This is a genomic window from Nitrobacter vulgaris (assembly GCF_002028545.1).
GTDB lineage: Bacteria > Pseudomonadota > Alphaproteobacteria > Rhizobiales > Xanthobacteraceae > Nitrobacter > Nitrobacter vulgaris.
Genome location: NZ_MWPQ01000062.1, coordinates 1 through 22,548, shown reverse-complemented (window position 1 = coordinate 22,548; position 22,548 = coordinate 1). Strand labels below are relative to the sequence as shown.

Here is a 22,548-nt window from a genome sequence, read left to right as displayed (position 1 = left end):
GCCTTCGATCATTGCGCTTCCGAAAGCCTTGACCTCCTGCACGCCAGTGGAACTTTCGTGCACCAAACTAGTCATCACACGTCAAACGCTAAAGCTTTCCCTTTCGAGGCGCGCAGATATTATCAGTGCTAGGCATTTTCTCTCTTCTTGAAATTGGCATGCCTAACGTTCTTCTGGAGTTTTATGTGCAAATCGTGCCGTTGCCATCGACTGCCTGTCTGCCCGAGGTCTAAGGATGGCCCGCGAAGGTGACAAAGGCGCAAGAGGTTCAGAGAAACGCAAGGTATCGAGTTCTCGCATTGCAGCATCGGATTCCGCTATTGGCACCAGACTGATTATCGGTATCGGCGCTTCGGCTGGAGGGTTGGGGGCATTCACGTCGTTTCTGAGTAACATGCCGAGTGACAGTGGCATGGCATTTATTCTGGTTCAGCACCTTTCTCCCGACCATAAGAGTATCCTGACCGATTTGCTAGCGAAGACCACCTCAATGCCCGTGATGGAGGCCGAGGATGGTATGCAGATTGAAGCGAACCGGGTGTTCGTCATCCCTCCCGATTCCACGCTGACAATTAAAGACCGGCGCATTTCAATATCGCGGCCGGCGCCACCGCGCGAGCGACGGCGTCCGATCGATTCATTTTTTTTATCGTTGGCCGAAGATCAAGGCGAGGATGCAGTGTGCATCGTCTTATCGGGGACCGGAACGGACGGCTCGCTGGGCCTAAAGACTGTCAAGGAAAGTGGAGGTTTAACTATCGCACAGGCCGAGTCTGATCACACGGCCATGAGCGGGATGCCTCGTAGCGCCGTTTTGACCGGCCTGGTCGACTACATTTTGCCTGTCGAGGAAATGCCGGCCAGGCTTCTTGCTTATAGGGATCACTTACGAAACGTCGCGGGCCACAAAGACGGCGACGGCGTGCGCGAGGATGCCTGGGAGCATCTGACGGCAATCACCGCCATGTTGCGCATCAAAACAGATCATGACTTCAGCAGGTATAAGGAAGCTACCGTTGCGCGCCGCGTCCAGCGCCGTATGCAGGTACTCCAAATTGTTCAGGTACCGGTTTATCTCGAGCGTTTGCGCGACGATGCGCAGGAAGCGGAAGCGCTATTCCGCGAACTCTTGATCGGCGTAACGCGGTTTTTTCGAGACCCAGATGCTTTTGAGTCCCTGCGGACCACGGCCCTCGCCAAGATTGTGGAAGCAAAGAGCCCGGACGACACCATTCGTATCTGGGTTCCTGCCTGTTCAACCGGTGAAGAGGTGTACTCAATCGCCATCCTCATAAAGGAGGAGATGGAGCGTCAAAACCGCTCTTCGAAAATTCAAATATTCGGAACCGACCTCGATGAGACCGCCGTGACATTTGGACGGACGGGTCGCTATCGCAAAACGAGCGGTTTATCATCGGAACGTCTGCGGCGCTGGTTCGTGGACGACGGGGACGAGACCTTTCCCAATCGGTCGATCCGAGAATCCTGCATCTTCTCGGTCCATAGCGCTATCAAGGACCCCCCATTTTCGAAGCTCGATCTGATTTCATGCAGGAACTTACTGATCTATTTTAATCACGAACTGCAAGACGGGTTGCTGGAGACCTTCCGTTATGCGTTGAAACCCGGAGGATATCTCTTTCTCGGGCCCTCCGAAGGTGTCGGGCGGCAACCGGAATCATATGTCTTGTTGGACAAGAAACACCGCATCTTCCAACGAGCCGATGCGCCTCGGGGCCTTCCTGGGTCGGTGCCGACCGTCTCTGCCCAGCAGTCCAAGCGCTTCGCCGCTCCAGCCCAACTCGACGATCCGATCGAACGCAGCGCCCGGCGGGCACTGGAAAAGTATTCGCCAGTTTATGTAATTATCGACCGGGCCCATCACATTCTGCGCTTTTCGGGGGGCGAGTTCGGTCGTTACCTGGAGCCTTCGGCAGGCGCCGCAAGCCTTGACCTCCTCAACAATTTGCGCAGGTCATTGCGTCCGACCGTCCGAGCGGCGCTCCTAAGCGCTATCAGCACGCAGGCAGCCGTAAACGATGACGCGGTGTTTGAAGCGGACGGAAAAACACACGCCGTAACGATTGCTATTGAACCTCTCGCAGAGCGTGGCGCTGAGGCATCTGCCTTCCTAGTCACCTTCATTGAAGGTCGAATGAAGCCAGCGGACAGCGGCGAGCAAGGTTTGGGTCCAGGCGAGCAGATTGATTCCCTGGGTGCACTGCGAGAATTGTCAGCAACAAAGGCGCAGCTTCAGGCCACGGTGGAAGACCTTGAGACGGCAAACGAGGAAATGCGCTCCATCTCGGAAGAGTATCAGTCGGTCAACGAGGAATTGCAGTCGACAAATGAGGAATTGGAAACCTCGAAGGAAGAGATGCAATCAATCAATGAAGAACTTCAGACCATCAACGCCGAGATGTTTGCCAAGAATGAAGCGCTGACCGTACTCAATAGCGATTTCAAGAACCTGCTCGATAGCACGCAGATCGCCACAATTTTTCTCGATGACGAGTTCTGCATCAAGAGCTTCACGCCGGGCATGACCGAGATCTTTCGGTTGCGTGAGAGCGATCGTGGTCGACCGATCTCCGACATCGCCAACTTGATTGACTACCCTGATTTGCACCGCGATTTCTTAAAGGTCTTGCGCGATCTATCGGCAATTGAGCGTGAAATTTCCTTAAAGTCCTTAGAAGTGACCTTCCTCATGCGGATTCGTCCGTACCGCACGGTTGAGAATGTCATAAACGGCGTGGTTATAACTTTCGTCGACGTCAGCGCACGCAAGAAAGTCGACCTGGCGCTTCAGGCCAGCGAAGAGCGATTTTCCGCCATTGTCAATCAAGCGACAGTTGGAGTGGCCGAGACCGATCTCGAGGGCCGCTTTGTCCTGACAAACGCCAGGTATGGGGATATTGTTCATCGATCCGAGGATGAACTTAAGCGGCTGCGCCAACATGATTTAATTCATGAAAACGATTCGCAGCGTGCGGAGCAGTCGTTCCAGCGATTGATCGAAGATGGCATCCCGTTCCAAATCGAGTTGCGGTATCTTCACCCTGACGGCACGCCGATTTGGGTTCATAACAGCGTTTCGCTTCTCGTCCAGAGGGGTGGAGACGCGCCTCGCATCCTCACCGTCACCCAGGAGATCGGCGAGCGGAAGCGCGCAGAAGAACGTAACACGCTCTTACTAGGTGAACTTGATCATCGGGTTAAGAATATTCTCGCCGTCATTTCTTCAGTCGTTACCCAAACCTTGAAAACCAGCGACTCCCCCGGCGCGTTCGCCGTTGATATCGAAGGTCGCATTGCTGCTATCGCGCGGGCACACGGACGCTTAACGGACAACGGGCGCGGGGCGGTTTCACTAGGGGAACTGGTTTCGACCGAATTGGCGCCCTACAATCGCACAAACACCAACATCAAGATTGAGGGCCCGCCAGTTGAGTTCACCCCAAAGGCCGGACTGGCATTAGCGATGGCAATTCATGAGTTAGCGAGTAACGCGGCAAAATACGGCGCGCTATCAAAGCCGGCTGGCGTACTGTCGGCATCATGGCAAATTGAAAAGGGAAGTTCTGGTCTGCTTAATTTCAGCTGGATTGAAACAGGCGGTCCTTCCATTACGGAGCAGCCATCGCGGCGGGGGTTCGGTTCCACGCTAATCGAGCGCACTTTGGCTCTCGAGTTTGATGCCACAGTTAAGCGAGAGTTTTTATTGTCCGGATTGAAGTGTTCCATCGCAATGCCTCTTACGCCGGAAGTTATCTACGTCTCAACCTCGCGAAGTTAGGTACATTATGCAGAGCGACGTGACAGGATGCCGCGTTCTTGTCGTTGAGGACGAGACACTCATCGCAATCCTCGTTGAGGAAATTCTTGCCGAGATGGGGTGTCAGATTGTAGGCCCGATTGCCAAATTAGAGACCGCGCTGCAAACAGCCAGGGATGGCGGCTTTGATATCGCGATTCTCGATGTCACCATTCGAGGTGGCAAAGTTTACCCCGTCGCCGAAGAGCTCATTGCGCGAGGAGTGCCATTTATCCTTGCAAGTGGCTATGGAGATTGGGCGCTGCCCCCGGCGCTTCGCGAGAAGCGGCGGCTCACCAAGCCGTTTACGCCGACTGAGTTAGAAGAACAGGTTCGTCTGTTGGTCAGTGAAGTCGGTCGATCGCAAGCTGGTTCCTGAGCTGCGAGACAGGTTACACGCGATTATAGATTGTGATTCTAGCCGCGCTGCCGCGTCTGCGCTCGTCGAAACGAGACCGGCTGATCGCATCGACATTGTTCCGGCCGCAGTTACCAGAGTAAGCGGCGGTCATTGCTGGGACATCCAAGCATGATGTCAGATAGACCACGTTCCACGCGGCGGTGACCTGTAAGACCCGCACACTCAACAGGTCCGCTCGAGCTTAAATTGCCCGGCGACGGCCTGTTCTTCGCAGCCTGAGGCGGTCAGACGGCTTAAGGCTTGCGCGGCCATGCGTCCATCCCGCAGGGCCGCCCGCGGAGTCGGTCGATACAATTCAGCCTTAACATCAAAAAGGCATTCGTAGTCTTTCAGTTTTGCAGGGAAGACATCTTCGCCGGCTTTCGTTCCGGCGGACAGCGAGAGCACGGGGACTCACGCTGTCTCTCTTGAGTTGTTGCCGGCCACAACCACAGTAGATTTTCAACCGAAGTGTCGCCCTCCAGTTACGGTCGGATTAACCGCACTCGCCTTGCCGGCCACAAATGCCGCGAGTGCTCCGAGCATCAGGGCGAGTGCACCAAAAAGTGCCCCGCGCGATACCGTTTTGGCTGTTGCATCGGCGGCTTGCTTCGCCTGCAACTTCGCCTTCGCCACAGTTTCCTTGTACTGCTGCTGATACTGAGCAACCTGCGAACGTGCCTGGTCGACCGGAATATTCTGGGCTTTTGCCAGAGCTTCAGCGGCCTTGTCGGCGGCGGCGGCTTGCTCAGCGGGATCGCCTGAAAGTGCGGCACGTATTGAGGAGGCTGCCGCATCACGGAGTGCAGCAGGGTCTTGACCACCTGATGCGCTTCGAATCTGACTTTCGATTCTCGTCATTGGATCGTTCACATTGTTCAAAGACGGAGCAGCCGTCTGCGCGGCGGTCTGGACTGCACTGCCGATTGCATTTCCGGCTCCGCTCATCGCATTAGATACAGTGCTAAGCGAGCCACCAACCAAGCTACTTCCTGCTGACGAGACCAGGTAAACCAGGACCAGCGTTGAGAGGGCCCAGGAAGCCAGGCCGTGGTATGCCGTAGTGGACGATGACGGCTTTCCGGATAGTCGGCCAGCTAGGTAACCACCGATACCGGCCGCGACGATTCCAGAAATGACCCACCAAAGGCCTGCGCCAAGCGATAAGGAACTGGCGCTAGGACTGTCGCCAGCGACTGCATCGACAGTGGATAGCCCGATGCCGAGGCCGACCATGTTGAGAATCACTTGAGCCACTAGCCCCACAATGGAGCCGACTATTACCGCTCCCCACGACACTTGGTTCAATACAACCGTTCGGACATCATCCGTTGCCGACGTTGGACTCATCTGTGGTGGATCGCGATCAGATACGACAGTCTCAAAATTGGGTGAGCGGATGGGTGACATGATAATCTCTCTCTCAATACCCTGCTGCCGCCGTCATGGCAGCAATGAGGGGCTTCGATGCTGGAGTCGATGTGAGCGTGAGGCCGGACGCCGCAGCGCTTGACTGTTGAAGAGCCAAACGGTCCGTTCGTTCCTAAGTTTGTGAGAGGTTCACTTTTTCCTGCATGCCTTGTCGCCGAGAGTTATGATCGCTTATATCTGCCTCACCGTTCCCCGTTCCCGCTACTGTTCTCGGAGGCGATATGGGAAGAACCGAACAAGTCGGCCTTTCGTGAAAATCGCGGGCTGTCCGCGGGGATGAGTTGTTCGCGGAGGGCCCGACCTGCCGCGCCGGGCATCGTCGAGAAGTCTATGAGGACGGATGTGCTATGGTCGTTGCCGTTGCCTTTTTTGGTGTCAGCCCCAATCGCGTAGCGATGCGCGGGGTTGTATTCCTGCCAGAGACGAAGGCCCGCTTTCTCTCCCGCCGGCTGAATGCACTGCGCGATAAGCCGCTCGATCGTCGCGCGATCGAATAACGGGGAACCGGCCGCGACTGGATCGAGGAGCATTTCTCAGTGACCATGGCTCGACAACGCTCCATTAGTTCCCGTGAAGAAAACAATTCACAGCCTGGCACGTAATCGAACGTACTTCGTTAGTGCGCACTTAATACGGAGCACCGATGATGTCGCCCAGTCTAGCCGATAGTTTCCGCAATCTGGTCCAACAAGCTGAGTTCCCTTGCGTCGGCGCAAAATCCGCCCTGGCTAAAGGAAAGCTCGAGCTGCTGGTCGCCCGTGATATAAGATCCAATTGGGACGATAGGCGCATTTACGACGGCATCACTCGAATTGTGCAGTCCTATCGAAGAAATCGAGCTCTTTTTTACAGTTTTGCCGTCATCTTCGAAGGTCCCATTGATCTCGACGAAGAGATGTTTGAGAAATTCCTCTGGGCACGTGCAGAAAGTCTCACCAATAAGGATACGTGGCTCGGTGAGCTGCATGATGCACGTGTTAGCAGCGATCCGGCGAACCCCCATTTTTCGTTGAGTTTCGGGGAGGAAGCTTTCTTTATAGTTGGACTAAATCCTCGCGCCAGCCGGCCTGCACGCCGTTTTAAACGCCCGGTGCTGGTGTTCAATCTTCATGACCAGTTCGAGCAATTGCGGCAACAGGGACGGTACGAACGAATGCGCGCAATGATAATTGAGCGGGACATTGCGCTGGCGGGATCGCCGAATCCTATGCTTGCAAGGCACGGCACGACTTCCGAAGCGCGCCAATACAGTGGCCGCAATGTTCCTGAATCGGGATGGGTCTGTCCTTTCAAACCGGTTGGACGCGTATGAAACAACCCATAACCATTCCGCCGCGCTCCGGAACAGCTTTTCGGTTGGAGAAGGGCGACTCCCTTACAGTCATTGATCCCAGAGGGGAGCAGGTTTCGGATCTTGTCGCCTTCAGCGCCGCTGATGTGCGCGAGGCAATTTCGTCCGGTAGAAGTCTCGACTATGCGAGTAAACTCTACCTCACCACTGGTGACGCCATCTACTCAAACCGCAGTAACATCATGCTACGGATTGTCGAGGACAAGGTCGGCCGACATGATTTCCTTCTGACACCCTGCTCCCGAGAGACGTTTAAGATCATCTATCGGGACGAAAATCCGCATCAAGGCTGCTTCGGAAATCTTGAGGTCGCGTTAGCTCCTTTCGGCGTAGGTCCCGATCAAATTCCGATCGCGTTCAACTGTTTCATGAACGTCGTGATCCACCCGGCGACCGGCGTTTTCACCGTTGAAGCTCCCCTCAGTCGCCCCGCTGACTTTATTAAATTCCGCGCGGAGATGGATCTCGTAGTTGGATTGACAGCTTGCTCGGCGCTGCAATCAAACAATCACGCTTTCAAGCCGATCGCATATCTCGTGGAGCGATGGGCCAAGACCTAATGTTAAGGGCAAACTAACTCCCGACTTCGGCAAGCAGACCGGTGCCGCGCGACCTCGCGCCCCGGCCTCGCCTCGATCCGCATCAACCCCTCCTTGATGCCATCGGACGATAGATCGTTCGAGCACATGCATTCGCTGTCCGCCGCCTCCATCAGCTCGGAGACGGGCCCCCTGCCAGTCCATCCTTGGGCGATCCCCACAATCGCGGCCGCATCGCATCATCTCATCGTTTCTCGTTAAAAAATGCTAATCGAGTTGATAATAATCGATATGGGCGCCGGCGTGCTGGCCCATCCGAACGAGAGCTGCAGCGATGCAGACGTGATCATTTGCAACTTTTCCGCCTGCCTCCCGATGAGGGAATCGCCTCGCGCTGATGACACTGTCTCTCCGAGTTTAAGAACCCGTGCGACTAGCTGGGGTGAGCTACGGCTATGCTTTGCTTGGCAGCTTACGCTCATTGACAGTCCGAGATGATTGAGTCGGCCCGACGTTGTTCGGAAGCGCCCTTCAAACGGCTCTACGCCTGCCAGCGACGAACCCGTAAATGAGCAAGACAATAACTGCGCCGACGATCGCGCCGAAAAGGCCGGCACCCTCGCCAACGCGGTACCATCCGAGCGACTGCCCGAGATACGTCGCAACGAAGGCCCCCACGATACCTAAGATGGTGGTGAGGATGAATCCCGAGGGTTCGTTGTCGCCAGGCATGACGAACTTAGCAATAACCCCAGCTACAAAGCCAATAACGATCGTCCATAACACACTCATCTTGGCATCTCCCGTATAAAAGGTTTAGGCATTCCTATCGGGCAAACGGCCGCCCGGCGTGTATTTGTCCACGGCGGTCGGAAGCTCTCGTGAAAGCCGCGCAACCAGTTCGTCCTGCGAAAGGCCGGTCTGCTGCTCCAACGCAGCCACGATATCCGGCCCGATTGCCTGCTTCAGCTGCGGCGGCGAGATGTCCTCATTGGGACCCTCATCGACCCAGGATTGCGCGGCCTCCCCTTGGCCGTTTTGCTTGAAGCGTTCGACGAGCTCTCCGAGCCCGCCGTTCAGAAGACCGCCCAGGCCGACGCCGCTGATCATGTTGGATAGGTTGCCGATAAGCCGCCCAACCCGGCTTGAGGCTTCTGCCCGCCAGTATGGTTGCCGGCTCCGCTGAGCATCTCCGCCAGCTTGTCCTTGTTCTGATAGCCGCCGATCGCGAGCAGTCCGAGCAGCGCAGTCAGTGATGTCGTTCCACGGCTCATGGCTTCCTCGGTTAAAATACGGACTTCCTTTTCCGGCCACCTGTGCGAAGACGCGCCTTCGCAGTTCGAGGTGGTGGGAGTTATGCGCTCGCCTTCTGACGAGCTGCATCCATTACGTTGCGGCCGGTCTCCTGCAGCCGTTCTGCGGCTTCCGATCCGATGTCGCGAAATGTGGCCTTTAGCGTGTCGGAGGCCTCCCGGACGCTGTAGGAGACGGATCCAGCACGTGCTTCCATGTCCTCTTTGACGCGGTCACTAACTTCTCCGATCCATTCATTTTCAAGATCCGACGCGGTGAACGCACTCGCGACGGCAACGCCGACCGCCAGACCTACGGCCCCCAGCACCAGCGGCTGTCTCTCGATCAGACTGGAAATGGAGGATTGGACCTTCGCGATGGTCTCCTTTGGGGGAAGCACTTCGGCTGCCTTGCTGAAACTCTCTCGCGCGTAAGTCGCCCCTTCTCCGAGCCGATCTTTAATCGCGTTCGCGGCGCCCGATGCGGCGCTCGTTATCTCACTCAACGTATGGCCATCATGCAGCGATCGATGTTCCATTTCCGGAGCGGTCTGCGGACTGTTAGCGAAATCGGGCGCGCTCGACCGCAGATTGGTCCTGATATCGGCTAGAGGCCGTGCGGTGGCCGCACTGACCGGAGCTGCCGCGCTTTTCAGCGTCTCGTTACCAAACAACAGCCAAAGTGCGCCACCGCCGATCAGCGCGGCAGAAAGCGGGTTTTCGCCAACGGCTTCCTTCAGATTGTCCAAAAAATTACTCATCGCACCATGTCCTTTACGGTGACTTTGTCTTTCTCGAGCTGACTTATCGTTTCTCGAGGTGCCAAGTTGCGCGCATCCAGCCGGTTCATGCCAACGGCAAACAGCGCGCTGGCAACCGCTGCGGCACCGACTGCGCAGACGAGGTAGGAAATCGCCGGCGACCAGCCGGCCGCCATTAAGGCAGCCGACAGCGCAAACAGGGCCATGACAAGCGCGGGAATGACGAGCACCGCTCCGCCCGCCAAAAAACCGACTGCCCAACCGACACGCTGGACCTTCTCGGCGAGCTCGGCCTTAGCGAGATCGACCTCGTTCTGAAAAAGCTTCGCGAATTGCGAAAGTGCATCGCTGAGCAGGGTTGAGATTGTCCCAAAATCGGATCGTGTACTCATCACACGTCCTCCTGTTGGGATGACGCGGTATGTTTTTCCGACGCTCTAAAGAAACGCACGGCTGCGAAGCCCGCAAGCACCGACAGTCCGAGGAAGGCAGCCGGTTGCCGCTTTGCGAAATCGGAGGCCCCGTCAACGAGATCTCGGAAGGTGCCATTGCGAATCTTCTCGGCAGCATCTTCCACGTAGTCGGCGCTGGAATTGATGCCGCGCGCGGCAAACGGCGCGTCGTTTTCGAATGCATGGGCTGCTTGCCGAATGTTCCCAGCAAGCCGGTCGATGATGTCGGCTCCGGATCGCTGTTGCTCCTGGGTTTTATCCCGGAAGTGATCCGAGGCTCCCTCCGCAACTTCCGCGGCAGCGCCGGAGGCCTCCTTAAACTTGTCACGCGCCACGTCCTTCGACGCGCGCAGCGCATCGCGGGCGCGTTGACTGATCTCGGCGCTTGCATCAGCGATCTCGCCCTTCAGACTTTGAGAGGACGTCGAGTCTTGCTTTTGAGGAACAGCTTGTCGGATATCAAATTCGCTCATGAGGTTTACCTTGGGTTTGCAGGATTGAACGCCGCGGATACGATATCGTCGGCTGCTTCCTTCAATTTGTCAGACATTTCCCGAGTCATGTGGCTAGCGGTTTTACCGAGATCCGCCTGGGACAGGTTCTTGGCGGCGCCATCGGCTGCCGACAGCACCGCATCCTTGGCCTCCTCTAATCCGGATTGGACGGCCTGGCCCGCCGTGCGCTTCACCCCGACACTTGCCTTACCTAAGACAGTGGCTTCAGCCTGAGTGGCGGGAAGGGAAGCGGCAATGATCGCGCCGAACGCAACTCCCAGACCGGCAATCAGGGCGGCGTTGTCACCGATCATCTGCTGGGCGGTTTCCGGGGCCGCATTAGCCTTGTCGCGTACAGTGGAGCGAACCTGTTCGAACTTCGCTTTCGCGGTTTCCGAGGCAATATCCAGGCTAGCTTTCACTCTGTCGGTAGACCGCGCCGCCAGGTCGGTCAGGTCCTCGGCCATCCCGGCCGCCCTAGCTTGAGCCTCGCTTAGCTTGTCGGTGACATCGCGACCTGTCCGGGACGCCGCGTCAATCGCATCCTCACCGAACGATCGCACGCGCGAGGCAGTCTCACCTGCCATTTCCTTGACCTTTTCTGCTGCCGGAGCGGCGGCGTCCGTTGCCCGGGCGCGCATGGACTTCGAACTCAGGACCAAGCCTGCACCCATAATCAAGAGAGGAAGTGGAAATCCCCGTGCCAGCCGCAGGGCGGGCACCGCAACCGCAGTCCCAGCAGCGATTGCCTGCATCGGATTTTCCATCGCCCGCTGCTTGAGCTCATCAATCCAACTATGAGTTTTGCGGCTGACGAAATCGGAAACCTCCGATTTGATCCCTTGCGGCGACACCTTGTAGCGCAGTTCCTCCGCCGTGTCGGTGAGCTGCTCCCTCAGCCGATCCACCGTCGCCGCGAGCTCGGCCCGGTTACGCTCGGACTCCCGTCTCAATTCCTCAACGGATCGTGTCATGGTAATCCACCACGTTATGATTGTTGGAAGCGAACTCCCCCTCAGGCGAATCGTTCCTACGGTCGGGCACGCTGGTCCCGCTCGGCGCGCGCGCGTATCGGGTCTGGACTTAGGAATCCGAGAACAGCAGCCTGAAGTTGATCAGCAGAAACTCGATGGCATTGAGAACGGTTATCAGCAGGTTCAATCCGGCATCGCGAGTTCGCGATCCGCCGAGAGAGTTTGCCGGCTTCTTAAACGCAAGCTTCGGCAATCTCACTCGCCACTCCAGCGAAGCCACTCCATACATTTGAATGGATTGGCAACTGTATGGCGGAGATGCTGAGTTTGGGTCATCTCGCCGTCAACCCGGGACGCCTTTGTCGGCTAGTCTTGGTAGTAGCGCTTGCGGGTCGGAATCGCGAGGACGCCACGATGGCAGATTGTTAATCGTCGTCGCGATCTTTTATAACGCTAGCTGTGAATGACCTCTCAAACGAGACCGCCGGAGTATCAGAAAATAGCTGTTGGACACGGGCAATTTGAACGATGCCACCCCAACCACGAGATCGGGCTTTTACTGCGAAACTAGGCTTCTCAATCTTCCAGCGTCAGATCGTTACGCGAAAGCGTTGGCCTGCTGCAACTGATGACCAGGCGTTGCCGTTTTGCGCCCGCTGCTCTTTCTAATGTGGAACTTTCGGTCCGCAAAAAGTTGTCCTACTTCGAAGCGTTCAGCAGGATAGGCAACAACGGTTTGATCTGCTCGAAACTTGAAGACAACGGACGGACCGGTCGCTACCGCAACAGCGGGCTTATCAACAGAGCGTCCGCGGCGCTGGTTCGAGGACGACGGGGACGAGGCCTTTCCAAATCGTTCGATAACGGAAGCATGCATTTATTGCGAGAGTCATTAATCGCCTTCGTATAGTGATCGACTGTTTTTTCAGCCTCATCGGTGGGTTCATAAAATCGCTCAATATCGGTGTTGGCGAGGGTCTGATGGTGGGCCAGCCATTGCTTAACGAATCTTGCTCGGAGCGCTCTGTATCCCGACACCATCTCATTCAGTAAGACGAAGAGCAGCGTGCATCTGCCGCGCTTTAAAAATACCGGCTGTATTGGACGCCCTTGCCCCTTGTTAAACTGTCGCTTCAACTCTTCAATCCCGAGCTATGATAGGATTGCGCGGGCGAACCATATGAGCTGGGACATCCCAGCGAATGGAGACGCTGGATGGCATGAATCAAGGAAGCAGATTAGGAGCTACTGCTTCCTTGATTCAGTTTTACAATACTGCCACTCGCGCAGTCCCAAATGTTCTCACATACCGTCTTCCTATCTTGTGAGCGGTAGTATTCCGTATTAAAGCGGCAAATCTAAATTTTTCGCTATTTATATTGTTTCCTTCAGACCAGTTCAGTCCGGGCGTCTCCAGCACCCGCTACAGCTTGGTCGGAAGCTCGTGCAGAGGGATGCACTCAACTCATTTTTCCTCCATGGCCGTCCGCTCAAGTGCCGCTGGCATTCTTGCCACCGACATCAAAGATCGAGCGACTTGATTAAGCAACTGGTCTGCATTCTCTTCTTCCGCCAGTGACGCCGAGAGAAGTGCGCTGATGGCGCTGTGGCGAAGTTGAGAGGCGAGATTACGAGCGCTGGTGTAGCCCGATATTTCGTAATGCTCGACTCGCTGAGCGGCGCCAATGAGCGCAAGATCAGCCGCAGCGTCCGGCTTTTTCTCCCCTTTATCCATCACTTCTTGACCTTCCTCGACCAACCCCATCATGCCTTTGCAGGGCTTAGCGCGAGCTGTCTCTCCGAGGAGAGAAAAACACTCATTGATGCGTTCAATCTGATTTTCCGTTTCGATTAGGTGCTGCTCAAAAAGCTCGCGGAGCTGAGTAAATCTGGCTGCTTCCGCCATTTGTGGAAGCGCTTTGGTGAGTTGTTTTTCCGCATGAAGGATGTCGCGAAGTTCGTCAACAAGAAGCTCCTGTACTCCCTCGGCGGCTTCCGGGGGAGAGCTTTCCATGGAAGCCTTAGTGTCGGCATCGGCATCGGTTTGAATTGCCGGTGACTTCATGAACTCCCAATCGCCGCCTTCATTCCAGGGACCACGGGTGTCGATCTCACCGTGATCTCCCGATCCCGTCGAATCGTTGAAGAATTGATTCACCAGTCCCGGTGTAGGCGCGATCCGGCCTATCGAAAACGCGGGTTTGGACATGCTCTCAAGGGCTGCCGCGAAAGCCTTCATATGCGTAATTTCGCGCGTCATCAGAAATTGCAATGCGTCCTTGGTACCTGCGTCATCGCAGAAATTGATCAGCCGCTCATAAACGATTTTCGCGCGTGCTTCGGCCGCAATATTACTTCGTAGATCGACATCCAACTCTCCGGTGATTTTCAAATAATCTGCCGTCCAAGGATTTCCTTGCGAGTTAAAGAGGTTAACGCCGCCACCCCCGGCGATTGCGATTAGAGGATCGGCCTCTGCTGCTTCACGATCAAACTTCGTGGGCGCAAGGTGCAGACGGGCCAATGTGCCTACGATTTCAAGATGACTGAGTTCTTCCGTTCCGATATCCATCAGGAGGTCTTTGCGCTCAGGGTCTTCACAGTTCAAACCCTGAATGGAATACTGCATCGCAGCCGCCAGTTCGCCGTTTGCGCCTCCAAATTGTTCCAAAAGCATATTCCCGAAATGCGGATCGGGTTCATCAACCCGCACAGTAAACATGAGCTTTTTCACATGGTGATACATCTGCAAGACTCCGGACAATAAAGGATGATTTCCTCCGATTAACAGTCCGTAATCTGCAACGTTCCTATGCTAAAGCATATATGAGCCGATTGGAGCTCGGTTTTCATCTTCACGCGGAAGCGTTGAATCGATCCCCCCGGAAGCGGCTTTCGGCGAATGGCCACGGCTCATGCCGATTGTTGGAGTTAGCTTACTAAGGCTGATCCTGGTTTTTTCAATTGTCACCCAATTGTTAGGCCGATGCGGAGCGGCATGTCAGCCTTTTTCGAATGCTGTCAAAAGACGCACACACGTCGATCATCCCCGTGTTCCCCGAGGGGATATACCGTGCATTTTTGGCTCATTATGGCGCGCCGGCAGCGCTCTTCGCTGGTTCCCCCAAAATTGGACGATCGTTGCGTATCTCGACAATTGAAGTGGGCGGTACGGAACGATCCTCGGAGCCGCTGGTTCGCTCTGCGCTGCAACATTTCCCAGAATTGTCCGAGATCTCGTGCATGCGCCGACTGAGTATGCTCCCGTGACCCCCGTTCCATCCTTGAAGAGACTTCGTCAAGCAGTTCCAAGTCAAAGTAGTCGCAAGGCACCTTCGCTCTTTGTTGCCTCCGCAATAGCGCTTACAACTCTGGCTCTCGCCGCCGCCGTCAATAGACATCTCGCAAACAAAGCGGAGCGTGATAATCCGCCTGCGGGCAGCTTCCTCGACGTAAACGGGGTCCGGCTTCACTACGTCGAACGGGGGACCGGCGACGCGGTCGTATTCCTTCATGGCAACGGAAGCATGATCCAGGACTTCGAATCCAGCGGTCTGATCGACCTCGCCGCCGTGGATCACCGGGTCATCGTTTTCGATCGCCCCGGCTTCGGCCACAGCGAGCGTCCGCGCAACGTCGTGTGGACGCCCGATACCCAGGCGGAATTGATCGACGCGGCGCTCGCGCAACTTGGCGTTGCTAACGCAGTGGTGCTTGGCCATTCTTGGGCGCTTCGGTTGCGGTCGCAATAGCCCTAAAGTATCCAAGCTTAGTCCGGGGCTTAGTTCTCGCATCCGGATATTACTATCCCACTGCACGGCCCGACGTCGTAGCGATGGGCGCACCTGCTTTGCCGATCGTGGGTGATATTTTAAGTCAAACCATATCCCCCCTCTTGAGCCGGGTCATATGGCCGCTCATGCTGAAAAAAATATTTGGCCCGAGATCGGTACCTAAGAAATTTGGTGCCTTTCCCAAGGAATTGGCGCTGCGGCCAGCTCAGATAAGGGCATCAGCCGCTGAGTCGGCGTTAATGATTCCGGACGCTATGCTGCGCCGTCAGTATGAGGATTTGAACATGCCGATAGTCATCATCGCCGGAGAGGAAGACAAGTTGATCGATATCGAGAGTCAGTCAGCCCGGCTACACGCCGATATTCCTCAGAGCAGATTCTATAGGCTTGCTGGGAACGGCCACATGATACAACAAACAGCCACGGATCAAGTGATGTCGGCCATAAAGGAAGTAGTCAACGCATCAACGCAACTGGCAGCGGCCGAATAATAAAACAGCAAGCTCATGCGGCGGATCAACTGCGGCCTTATCGAATGCGCTGCGAGGGCAACGTCCTAGAATCATGTGAAGCCGGATAGGTTTTAGTTTGCTGTCGGCATACTCATCGGCGCGGAGCGCGCTTGCCGTTCCTTGTCGTCTCCCGTGTTTTAAGAGGCGAATCAACCGGAAGCACCTTATTTCGGGAGAGTGGAACCAACGTGCTTCAACATGCGCCGGAGAACAGCGGCGTTCTTCGGAGCATGGGCGTCGTAATCGTTATTGAAGTAAATCCAGGCGCGCTTCGTCCTACTCGCTTTAATCCGGCGCGCCCACTCCGTCAGTTCGTTATTTGAATAGTCATGCCGATACCAGCGCTTCGGACCATGCAGGCGGATATACACTTCGTTCGCCGTCCTGACGAGCACATCCGGCAATCTTGGTCCGCTGCAGGAGCAGAATATTATTCCTGCCTTGCGAAAGGCGCTGTAGACCTCTTCGTTCCACCAGCTGGCGTGCCTGAATTCGACAACATTGCGGCGTGCCGGGTCGAGCTGGCTGACAATTTCCTTGAGACGGGCGTTGGTGTATCGATAGCTCGGCGGAAGCTGGAACAGGAAGCAGCCCATCTGGTCACCGAGAATGTCGGCGATCACTCCAAAATCCCGAACGAGCGTCTTTGTGCCTTTAAACTTCTTCACATGAGTGATGAGCTCGCAAACCTTGACGGTGTACACAAACTTCTTTTTGCCGGGCGCGCGGCGCCAAGCCTGAACGCCGGCTACTGTCGGCCATGAGTAGAAGGACGCGTTAATCTCAACGGTATCGAAGCGTTTCAAATAGTATGCGAACCATTCCTGCTGAGGCACGTCGGCATAGAATGAATCTCGCCATTTCCAGTAACGCCAGCCCGAGCACCCGACGTGAACTGATCGCGTGATGTCGGACGGCGCTTTCGAGCTATCAGCTTTCTTAAGCCGGGCAGTATGCATCTTCGCCGCCCGTTTGACATTGTCCTCGCGCTGCTTTTCACGGCGCAGCCGCCTGCGCTCCCGGCGCTCTTCGGGCGTCAGTTCTGTCGACTCTGGTGCTGTAAGGGCGCCCGGCATGATATCCTCCGACCTCCTAACGCTTGATCGGCTGGTTTGGGTTCCGGGCTGCGCGTGTGGCCCTATACAGGTACGCAACGAAAATAGCTTTTGATGAAATACGATGTTCTCATCGTCGGTGGCGGACCGGCCGGACTAAGCGCTGCGCTTCTCCTGGGAAGATGCCGCCGCACGGCCTTGCTCTGTGACGAAGGACAACAACGCAATCTGAGGTCCCCGGCAATACATGGTCTGCTCGGTCGGGAAGGCCGATCTCCCGCTGCATTCCTGGGCGAGGCCCGTCAAGAACTCACACGCTATAATTCTGTCTCGGTGCGCGGGACAAGAGTAACCGACATTGTTTCTGTCGGCAGCTCGTTTGAATTTAGCTGCTCGGACGGCACCACAGGCAACGCATCGAAGATCTTGCTCGCGACGGGTCTCGTTGACGAACTTCCTGAACTTGCCGGCATCGAACCGCTCTACGGGATTTCAATCCATCATTGTCTTTACTGCGATGGCTTTGAGTACGCAGGAAAGCCTGTAGCCGCGTTGGGGAAAGGGGATAAAGGCGCGGAGCTTGCCCTTATGATGAAACACTGGATCCAGGACATTGTGGTTTGCAGCGATGGGAGTGAAATCAGCGCGAAAGCTATGCGAAAGCTTGACAAACATAATATTCTAGTGCGTCCCGAGCCCATTCAACGTCTCGAAGGCACGAACGGGGAGCTTACGAAGATCATATTCAAAAGCGGACCTGATTTGCCCCGGGTCGGCCTATTCTTCTCGACCGGCTGCCATCAGGCATCTGACCTTTCGAAGCGTCTCGGCTGCCAGCGGGATGCGAAGGGTGGCGTCGTGATGGACACTGATACAGAGGAGACTAGTGTCCCCGGCGTATATGTTGCCGGCGACGTGTCGCGCGACGTCCTTCTTGTCGCAGCAGCCATCGCGGAAGGAGCGCAGGCGGCCGTCGCCATCAACAAGGTGTTCCTTCGCCGCGATGGATTTTGCGACTGAGGCATCCTTGCTATTTCCTTCGGCGCGTTTGTATACCAGCGCCACAAGCCGCCAAGAATTGCGTGATTCGTTGGCCCGAGTGGCAATCGCCCGCCGCGGGAGCTCCCCGGCCAATCTATCCTACAAGGACCGCCAGAAGTGCGGTCGCCCCACATGACTTCGACGACCGCAATGCTTCCTCGGTCTCGCCGCCGCCGCTGAGTCAGAAACCCAAACCCGAAGGGCGCTGAAAGCTCGTGGCCCGCCGAACTTATCCGCTAAGTCTTCGAGAAAACCGCCGAACCAGTTCTTGCTGCCAGTTTCCTGGGGCAGGAGGATCCGCACGAGATGCGAGGGGCCCGAATTCAAGAGATTTTGCCTTACCAGCACTCAAGGAGAGTCTCCGTCGTGACGGTCTCAACCTGCTCTCCGAACCGATTCATGTAGATATTCATCATCGCGTCGTGCGTTTCATCAGCCGAACTGCAAAGCGCGTCCTGTACGAGGATGACCCGAAAGCCCCAGTCGATCGCTCCCAACATCGTGCACAGAACGCAAACGTCCGTTTCCCCGCCGGTTATGATAAGGCTGTCGATTCCAGCACCGCGCAGTTGCTGATGAAGGTCGCTTCCGGTCCAAGGGGAGTAGACATGCTTGTCAAAGACCCTGCCGGGAGGGACGAACGCGGCGAGGTCAGGGACCAGCCCCACCATGTCAGACCCGATTCGGTCGATAGTCATTGAGGCCCATCGCTCGTAATAATGCCGCCACATCCCCACGCCGTGTCCGGGCTTCTCGGCCGGGATAAATCGGGTGAAAAACGTTCTCTCGGGATGAGCGGACGTGATCGCGATGATGTTCGGCAACACCCGCTCAAGCCAGGGCATCTTCCATTCGGTGCCTTCGGCAAACATTCTCTGCATATCGACGCAAAGATGCACCGCGCGCTCTCCCGGAGGGCCGTACCGTAATGTATCGCTCTTTGACATGACATTCCTCGAGAGCCCAATCCAACCGGCAGCCAGGGGTTAGTTCCTGGGAAGATATGAGGCGGCATTGTTAAATGCGATCGAAACGTCCGGCATCGAGCAGGCGAAACTTGAAGTCGAACGCACCTCATGATGTTTGACAACATTCATTATTCTTTGGCGCCTCCGCGACCAGACATCACGGCCCAGGGCGACGATTAAGCGTACCGGTCTGCTGGATAAAAATGGCAACCTGATCGACGAAGAGGCCTACGCTGAAATTCCTTACGAGGGGACCCAAAAACATATCCAGCCAGGGCGAAAAAAGGTACATCGCGCACTTCAGCGACGATCCCGAAGCACCGACGGGAAGGTGCTAGCAAGTCAAGGATGCCCTGGAGGCATGCCTGGAGAGCGCGCCCGGCAGGCGTGAGGAGCGGCAGCTGATCGTGCTCGACAAGCTCCCCTGATCGACGCTTCGTTCGAACGGCGAGGACCGCCAAGCCAAGGGTGGCGCACCTTCGCCGCCTGGCGACCGGATATAACAAAATCGCCGAAGCTATCTCGGCTTCGCAGCCATCCGCCTCTGGATCAGACACTTTGTCAAACCGACCTAGAATGTTGCTACGTCAATCGGTTCCTGACGCAGAGACAAAGTCACCTTGAAGAACAACCAGACGGGCCAGGGTCTGGGTAATGGCCTGGCGTGCGGGCAACACCTCTCGGCGAGCAGTGCGAATGTTCTGCTGGGCCTCGGCTACCTTGCCTGCATCGATGAGATCGAGCGTCTCGCTGGCCGCCGTACCCAACCAGCCGGCCAGTTGGTGAATGGCCAGATCCATCTGGGAATCGCCATAGCTCAGCGCTTCGAAGAGCCGCTTCATGGTTTCCGCCTCCTGTGGCGACAGCACCCGGTGAAACCAGCGGTCGAGGTGCTTCTGGTAGATGTTGTAAATCTTGTGACAGTGGCCCCGGGCTTCGCCCATTCGAACCGTGAGCTGACCGCTTTCCAATGTGAGTAAGACCTGCCGCTCGGCCGCCAGATTACCCGCCGGTTCGAAATGCAGGCTGAGGAAGCGGACCAACTCGGATTCGAGGGTGGAATAGATTTTCGACAGCTCGTCGAGCACGGTCGCCAACTTGTCTGTGGCTGCATCCGGATTGCGGAACAGCTTTTTCTTGACGCCGTCTAGCAGGCCAAGTTTGTCGGCGATGTCAAGGAGGGCAGTCGGATCGAATGGGATGGTCATTTGGTTACATGCGTGCTGTTCAGGAGGGCTTTCTATAGCCCATAGGAGCGGCTTAGTGCATTCGATTCTCGCGCCAACAATAACACCGACGGACCCGGTTCAGCTTGGCGAGCTTCCGTCCACCTCTCGATGATTACGTCGTGTTTCTTGAAAACCATTATCGTCGTCCACTCATTCCACCGTATTTGCGCGTTCGTGGCGCCGTTAGTAGCACAGCGGATTTAAGCGCGCCCTGATCTGGGGCAGTGCGAAATCGGCGTGACGAGGCACGCTCGCGACATTGGCATGAAGGAACTTGCTGGGTCCGTTCGCGTTTTGGTGTGAGGCGGAGCAGAATGCCTGATTTTCCTACAGTCCCAGGACGTCCCTTACCAAGCCAGGTCCGTGCGGATCCGGTCACGTCTCGCGAACTGGATATTGTGAAAATTGCGGCCGCCCTGGCGACGGCCACTATCCTCCTTGCCGGCCTGTACTACGGCCGCGATATACTCATACCGCTCGCGATCGCCTTCCTGATCACGTTTGCACTGAACCCGCCGGTCACCTGGTTTGTCCGAAAAGGCCTCCCCAGACCGCTTGCGACGGGTCTCGTCATAGTGACCGTCGTGTGCACTCTGCTGGGACTAGGCGTCGTTCTCGGCGCCCAGGTCCGTTCGATGGCGGTCGAATTGCCGACCTATCAATCGACCATACTGACGAAGCTGTCAGATCTACGCGAGAATCTCAAAGCACCCGGATTTTTGGACGGCGTGCTGAGAACCGTCGAACGCTTACAGAAAGAGGTGGAGTCAAAGGACGATAAACCAGCGGGCGGCCCCGTCCCGCAGCGCGTCGAAATCGTTCCCATACCGCCAACACCGTTCGAGCAGGCATTTGGCTGGCTTGTGCGTTCAGTGGAGCCCCTGGCTACCGCCGGCATCGTCTTGATCTTCGTCATTCTGGCGCTGCTTGATATCGGCGATCTTCGCGACCGGCTTCTGCGCCTATTCGGAGGGAACTTCCATCGCTCAACGGATGCGATTCAGGAGGCCGGTGCGCGTATCAGCAGATATCTTCTGATGCAGCTGCTCGTGAACGTCAGTTACGGTGTGCCGCTCGCTGCCGGCCTCTGGATCATCGGCGTACCCGGCGCACTGCTGTGGGGCGCCGTGGGCGCGGTCATGCGCTTCGTTCCCTATGTCGGCCCGCTGATTGCTGCGATCTTTCCGATCGCGCTCGCCTTTGCCGTCGACAGCGGCTGGAGCATGCTGCTCTGGACCATTGCGCTGATCGTCATCCTCGAGTTGATAAGCAACAACATCGTCGAGCCGCTGCTCTATGGGTCCAGCACCGGCCTGTCGGCCATATCGCTGATCGCCGCGACGATATTGTGGACAGCGCTCTGGGGCCCAGTGGGGCTGATCCTCTCCACCCCCCTCACCGTTTGCCTGCTGGTTCTCGGGCGCAATCTGCCACAACTGCGCTTCCTCGACACCATGCTCGGCTCGACGCCTGCACTGGACGTTCCGGCCCGCATCTATCAGCGGCTGATTGCAGATGACGCCGACGAAGCTGCCGAGATCGCAAGCACCGAGATCGAGAAGACTTCAGTCATATCGTTCTACGATGCAATCGGCATTGAGGTCCTTCGTCTGGCAAGCGAGGCGTACCTCCAGAACGCAAGCGCCGAGCACCGCATGCGCCTAACAAGCGGAATGGACTCGCTCCTCGACGATCTAAGAGATGAATACCCCTCCTCCCTGGGTCCGGAGGCAAAGCCCAGGGTCCTGTGCATCGGAGGAAAATGGGAGATTGATGCCCTCTCCGGCGAGATGCTGGCCCATGCGCTCGCATTCGAAGGGATCGCCGCAGTTTCCCAACCCGCTGCAAGCGTAAATGCCGACTATCTGGCCAAACTCGACCTGAAGGGCGCGGACATTGTCTGTCTCAGTTACGTTACGCCGAATCCAGCCATCCCCGCTCGCCACGCCTGCCGGCGTCTGCGACGACGATGGCCGAATATGCGCATCGTTCTGGCGCTGTGGAACGCGCCGCCAGAGCTGTTGACCGACGAATCCCTTGCAAAGCTCAAAGCCGATGCTGTCGTGACTTCGGTCGAGGAGGCGGTTCGCCGTATTCACCGTATCATCGACCCTGAAGAAGCCACGGTTGTCCAACAAGCCCCCGTGCCTGACAACGACGCAGAGCGTGTCGACGCGCTGAAAGCGACCGGGGTCTTGGAAGGTAATAAACGTGAAGCGCTGGATGCTCTCGCCAAACGTGCGGCCGACGTATTCAACACCAGCGTTGCCGTGATCACCACTATTGATAAGGACCGCGAATACTTCGTTGTCAATCGGCTCGCAAATTTGACCCCGTAATGGAGTGGGCCCCTGGTGCTGGACGGGTAAGCAGAGTTGGATTGACCGGGTGGCCGGGCTTTTGGAGAAAAGCCCATGCCGAGACACCGATCCCACAGC

19 protein-coding genes and 2 pseudogenes are annotated in these 22,548 nt (G+C 56.5%); 7 read left to right on the top strand and 14 right to left on the bottom strand.

The features are described 5' to 3' along the window. Positions 1 to 235 precede the first annotated feature (235 nt). Both B2M20_RS17495 and B2M20_RS17490 read left to right on the top strand, forming a co-directional pair. Positions 236 to 3,799, top strand: a complete 3,564-nt coding sequence (locus tag B2M20_RS17495; RefSeq protein ID WP_079448311.1) for a chemotaxis protein CheB — start codon at positions 236 to 238, stop codon at positions 3,797 to 3,799. 7 nt (positions 3,800 to 3,806) lie between these two features. Further along, complete coding sequence (locus B2M20_RS17490; RefSeq protein WP_244553581.1) at positions 3,807 to 4,196, top strand: response regulator; 390 nt, start codon at positions 3,807 to 3,809, stop codon at positions 4,194 to 4,196. Positions 4,197 to 4,400: 204 nt separating this feature from the next. Here the strand turns inward: B2M20_RS17490 and B2M20_RS17485 are convergent, their stop codons facing one another. The 3 genes from B2M20_RS17485 to B2M20_RS17475 all read right to left on the bottom strand — a co-directional run bounded on the left by B2M20_RS17485 (position 4,401) and on the right by B2M20_RS17475 (position 6,178). Then, the gene (locus B2M20_RS17485) at positions 4,401 to 4,625 is read right to left on the bottom strand and encodes a hypothetical protein (RefSeq protein ID WP_079448309.1); all 225 of its coding nucleotides are present in this window, start codon (positions 4,623 to 4,625) and stop codon (positions 4,401 to 4,403) included. A gap of 54 nt (positions 4,626 to 4,679) precedes the next feature. After that, on the bottom strand, positions 4,680 to 5,627 hold the full coding sequence (locus tag B2M20_RS17480; RefSeq protein ID WP_079448308.1) for a PhnA-like protein: 948 nt from the start codon (positions 5,625 to 5,627) through the stop codon (positions 4,680 to 4,682). A 203-nt stretch (positions 5,628 to 5,830) separates the two neighbouring features. Beyond that, positions 5,831 to 6,178, bottom strand: coding sequence for a hypothetical protein (locus B2M20_RS17475; protein ID WP_201789036.1), 348 nt, complete (start codon positions 6,176 to 6,178; stop codon positions 5,831 to 5,833). 113 nt (positions 6,179 to 6,291) lie between these two features. Here B2M20_RS17475 and gntA point away from each other — a divergent pair, with 113 nt between their 5' ends. Further along, the gene (gene gntA / locus B2M20_RS17470) at positions 6,292 to 6,960 is read left to right on the top strand and encodes a guanitoxin biosynthesis heme-dependent pre-guanitoxin N-hydroxylase GntA (protein ID WP_079448307.1); all 669 of its coding nucleotides are present in this window, start codon (positions 6,292 to 6,294) and stop codon (positions 6,958 to 6,960) included. After that, positions 6,957 to 7,559 (top strand): DUF1989 domain-containing protein, encoded by a 603-nt coding sequence (locus B2M20_RS17465; RefSeq protein WP_079448306.1) that lies wholly within the window; start codon positions 6,957 to 6,959, stop codon positions 7,557 to 7,559. The genes gntA and B2M20_RS17465 overlap by 4 nt, the downstream gene beginning before the upstream one ends. A gap of 510 nt (positions 7,560 to 8,069) precedes the next feature. Here B2M20_RS17465 and B2M20_RS17460 read toward each other — a convergent pair. The 8 genes and pseudogenes from B2M20_RS17460 to B2M20_RS17420 form a co-directional block, all read right to left on the bottom strand. After that, positions 8,070 to 8,330 (bottom strand): GlsB/YeaQ/YmgE family stress response membrane protein, encoded by a 261-nt coding sequence (locus tag B2M20_RS17460; protein WP_079448305.1) that lies wholly within the window; start codon positions 8,328 to 8,330, stop codon positions 8,070 to 8,072. 24 nt (positions 8,331 to 8,354) lie between these two features. Further along, positions 8,355 to 8,812, bottom strand: a pseudogene (locus tag B2M20_RS17455) (YidB family protein). Positions 8,813 to 8,892: 80 nt separating this feature from the next. Then, complete coding sequence (locus B2M20_RS17450; protein ID WP_079448304.1) at positions 8,893 to 9,591, bottom strand: hypothetical protein; 699 nt, start codon at positions 9,589 to 9,591, stop codon at positions 8,893 to 8,895. Next, positions 9,588 to 9,983, bottom strand: a complete 396-nt coding sequence (locus B2M20_RS17445; protein ID WP_079448303.1) for a phage holin family protein — start codon at positions 9,981 to 9,983, stop codon at positions 9,588 to 9,590. Before B2M20_RS17445 ends, B2M20_RS17450 begins: the two co-directional genes overlap by 4 nt. Next, entirely contained in the window at positions 9,983 to 10,516 is a 534-nt protein-coding gene (locus B2M20_RS17440; RefSeq protein WP_079448302.1) for a hypothetical protein, read from the bottom strand. The genes B2M20_RS17445 and B2M20_RS17440 overlap by 1 nt, the downstream gene beginning before the upstream one ends. Before the next feature lie 5 nt (positions 10,517 to 10,521). After that, entirely contained in the window at positions 10,522 to 11,511 is a 990-nt protein-coding gene (locus B2M20_RS17435) for a DUF3618 domain-containing protein (protein WP_079448301.1), read from the bottom strand. A gap of 109 nt (positions 11,512 to 11,620) precedes the next feature. Next, positions 11,621 to 11,770: a hypothetical protein gene (locus tag B2M20_RS19675; RefSeq protein ID WP_158081562.1), complete on the bottom strand. Its 150-nt coding sequence runs from the start codon at positions 11,768 to 11,770 to the stop codon at positions 11,621 to 11,623. 1,206 nt (positions 11,771 to 12,976) lie between these two features. Further along, complete coding sequence (locus B2M20_RS17420; RefSeq protein WP_079448298.1) at positions 12,977 to 14,257, bottom strand: DUF892 family protein; 1,281 nt, start codon at positions 14,255 to 14,257, stop codon at positions 12,977 to 12,979. Between the two features lie 520 nt (positions 14,258 to 14,777). Here B2M20_RS17420 and B2M20_RS17415 point away from each other — a divergent pair. Continuing rightward, a pseudogene (locus B2M20_RS17415) lies at positions 14,778 to 15,796 on the top strand (alpha/beta fold hydrolase). Between the two features lie 185 nt (positions 15,797 to 15,981). Here the strand turns inward: B2M20_RS17415 and B2M20_RS17410 are convergent. Next, positions 15,982 to 16,893 (bottom strand): DUF72 domain-containing protein, encoded by a 912-nt coding sequence (locus B2M20_RS17410; RefSeq protein WP_244553580.1) that lies wholly within the window; start codon positions 16,891 to 16,893, stop codon positions 15,982 to 15,984. Positions 16,894 to 16,986: 93 nt separating this feature from the next. Between B2M20_RS17410 and B2M20_RS17405 the strand changes: the two genes are divergently transcribed. After that, entirely contained in the window at positions 16,987 to 17,892 is a 906-nt protein-coding gene (locus B2M20_RS17405; protein WP_079448297.1) for an NAD(P)/FAD-dependent oxidoreductase, read from the top strand. A 359-nt stretch (positions 17,893 to 18,251) separates the two neighbouring features. Here B2M20_RS17405 and B2M20_RS17400 read toward each other — a convergent pair whose 3' ends face one another. After that, positions 18,252 to 18,860, bottom strand: coding sequence for a cysteine hydrolase family protein (locus tag B2M20_RS17400; RefSeq protein ID WP_079448296.1), 609 nt, complete (start codon positions 18,858 to 18,860; stop codon positions 18,252 to 18,254). A gap of 608 nt (positions 18,861 to 19,468) precedes the next feature. Continuing rightward, positions 19,469 to 20,089 (bottom strand): hypothetical protein, encoded by a 621-nt coding sequence (locus B2M20_RS17395; RefSeq protein WP_079448295.1) that lies wholly within the window; start codon positions 20,087 to 20,089, stop codon positions 19,469 to 19,471. Between the two features lie 419 nt (positions 20,090 to 20,508). Between B2M20_RS17395 and B2M20_RS17390 the strand changes: the two genes are divergently transcribed. Next, positions 20,509 to 22,449: an AI-2E family transporter gene (locus B2M20_RS17390; protein WP_244553579.1), complete on the top strand. Its 1,941-nt coding sequence runs from the start codon at positions 20,509 to 20,511 to the stop codon at positions 22,447 to 22,449. The last annotated feature ends 99 nt before the right edge of the window (positions 22,450 to 22,548 follow it).

What these genes read in the sequence shown, in the direction of transcription:
- B2M20_RS17495 (WP_079448311.1), top strand. Translation starts at nt 236, where the DNA reads ATGGCCCGCGAAGGTGACAAAGGCGCAAGAGGTTCAGAGAAACGCAAG.
- B2M20_RS17490 (WP_244553581.1), top strand. Translation starts at nt 3,807, where the DNA reads ATGCAGAGCGACGTGACAGGATGCCGCGTTCTTGTCGTTGAGGACGAG.
- B2M20_RS17480 (WP_079448308.1), bottom strand. Translation starts at nt 5,627, where the DNA reads ATGTCACCCATCCGCTCACCCAATTTTGAGACTGTCGTATCTGATCGC.
- B2M20_RS17475 (WP_201789036.1), bottom strand. Translation starts at nt 6,178, where the DNA reads ATGCTCCTCGATCCAGTCGCGGCCGGTTCCCCGTTATTCGATCGCGCG.
- gntA (WP_079448307.1), top strand. Translation starts at nt 6,292, where the DNA reads ATGATGTCGCCCAGTCTAGCCGATAGTTTCCGCAATCTGGTCCAACAA.
- B2M20_RS17465 (WP_079448306.1), top strand. Translation starts at nt 6,957, where the DNA reads ATGAAACAACCCATAACCATTCCGCCGCGCTCCGGAACAGCTTTTCGG.
- B2M20_RS17460 (WP_079448305.1), bottom strand. Translation starts at nt 8,330, where the DNA reads ATGAGTGTGTTATGGACGATCGTTATTGGCTTTGTAGCTGGGGTTATT.
- B2M20_RS17450 (WP_079448304.1), bottom strand. Translation starts at nt 9,591, where the DNA reads ATGAGTAATTTTTTGGACAATCTGAAGGAAGCCGTTGGCGAAAACCCG.
- B2M20_RS17445 (WP_079448303.1), bottom strand. Translation starts at nt 9,983, where the DNA reads ATGAGTACACGATCCGATTTTGGGACAATCTCAACCCTGCTCAGCGAT.
- B2M20_RS17440 (WP_079448302.1), bottom strand. Translation starts at nt 10,516, where the DNA reads ATGAGCGAATTTGATATCCGACAAGCTGTTCCTCAAAAGCAAGACTCG.
- B2M20_RS17435 (WP_079448301.1), bottom strand. Translation starts at nt 11,511, where the DNA reads ATGACACGATCCGTTGAGGAATTGAGACGGGAGTCCGAGCGTAACCGG.
- B2M20_RS17420 (WP_079448298.1), bottom strand. Translation starts at nt 14,257, where the DNA reads ATGTATCACCATGTGAAAAAGCTCATGTTTACTGTGCGGGTTGATGAA.
- B2M20_RS17410 (WP_244553580.1), bottom strand. Translation starts at nt 16,893, where the DNA reads ATGCCGGGCGCCCTTACAGCACCAGAGTCGACAGAACTGACGCCCGAA.
- B2M20_RS17405 (WP_079448297.1), top strand. Translation starts at nt 16,987, where the DNA reads ATGAAATACGATGTTCTCATCGTCGGTGGCGGACCGGCCGGACTAAGC.
- B2M20_RS17400 (WP_079448296.1), bottom strand. Translation starts at nt 18,860, where the DNA reads ATGTCAAAGAGCGATACATTACGGTACGGCCCTCCGGGAGAGCGCGCG.
- B2M20_RS17395 (WP_079448295.1), bottom strand. Translation starts at nt 20,089, where the DNA reads ATGACCATCCCATTCGATCCGACTGCCCTCCTTGACATCGCCGACAAA.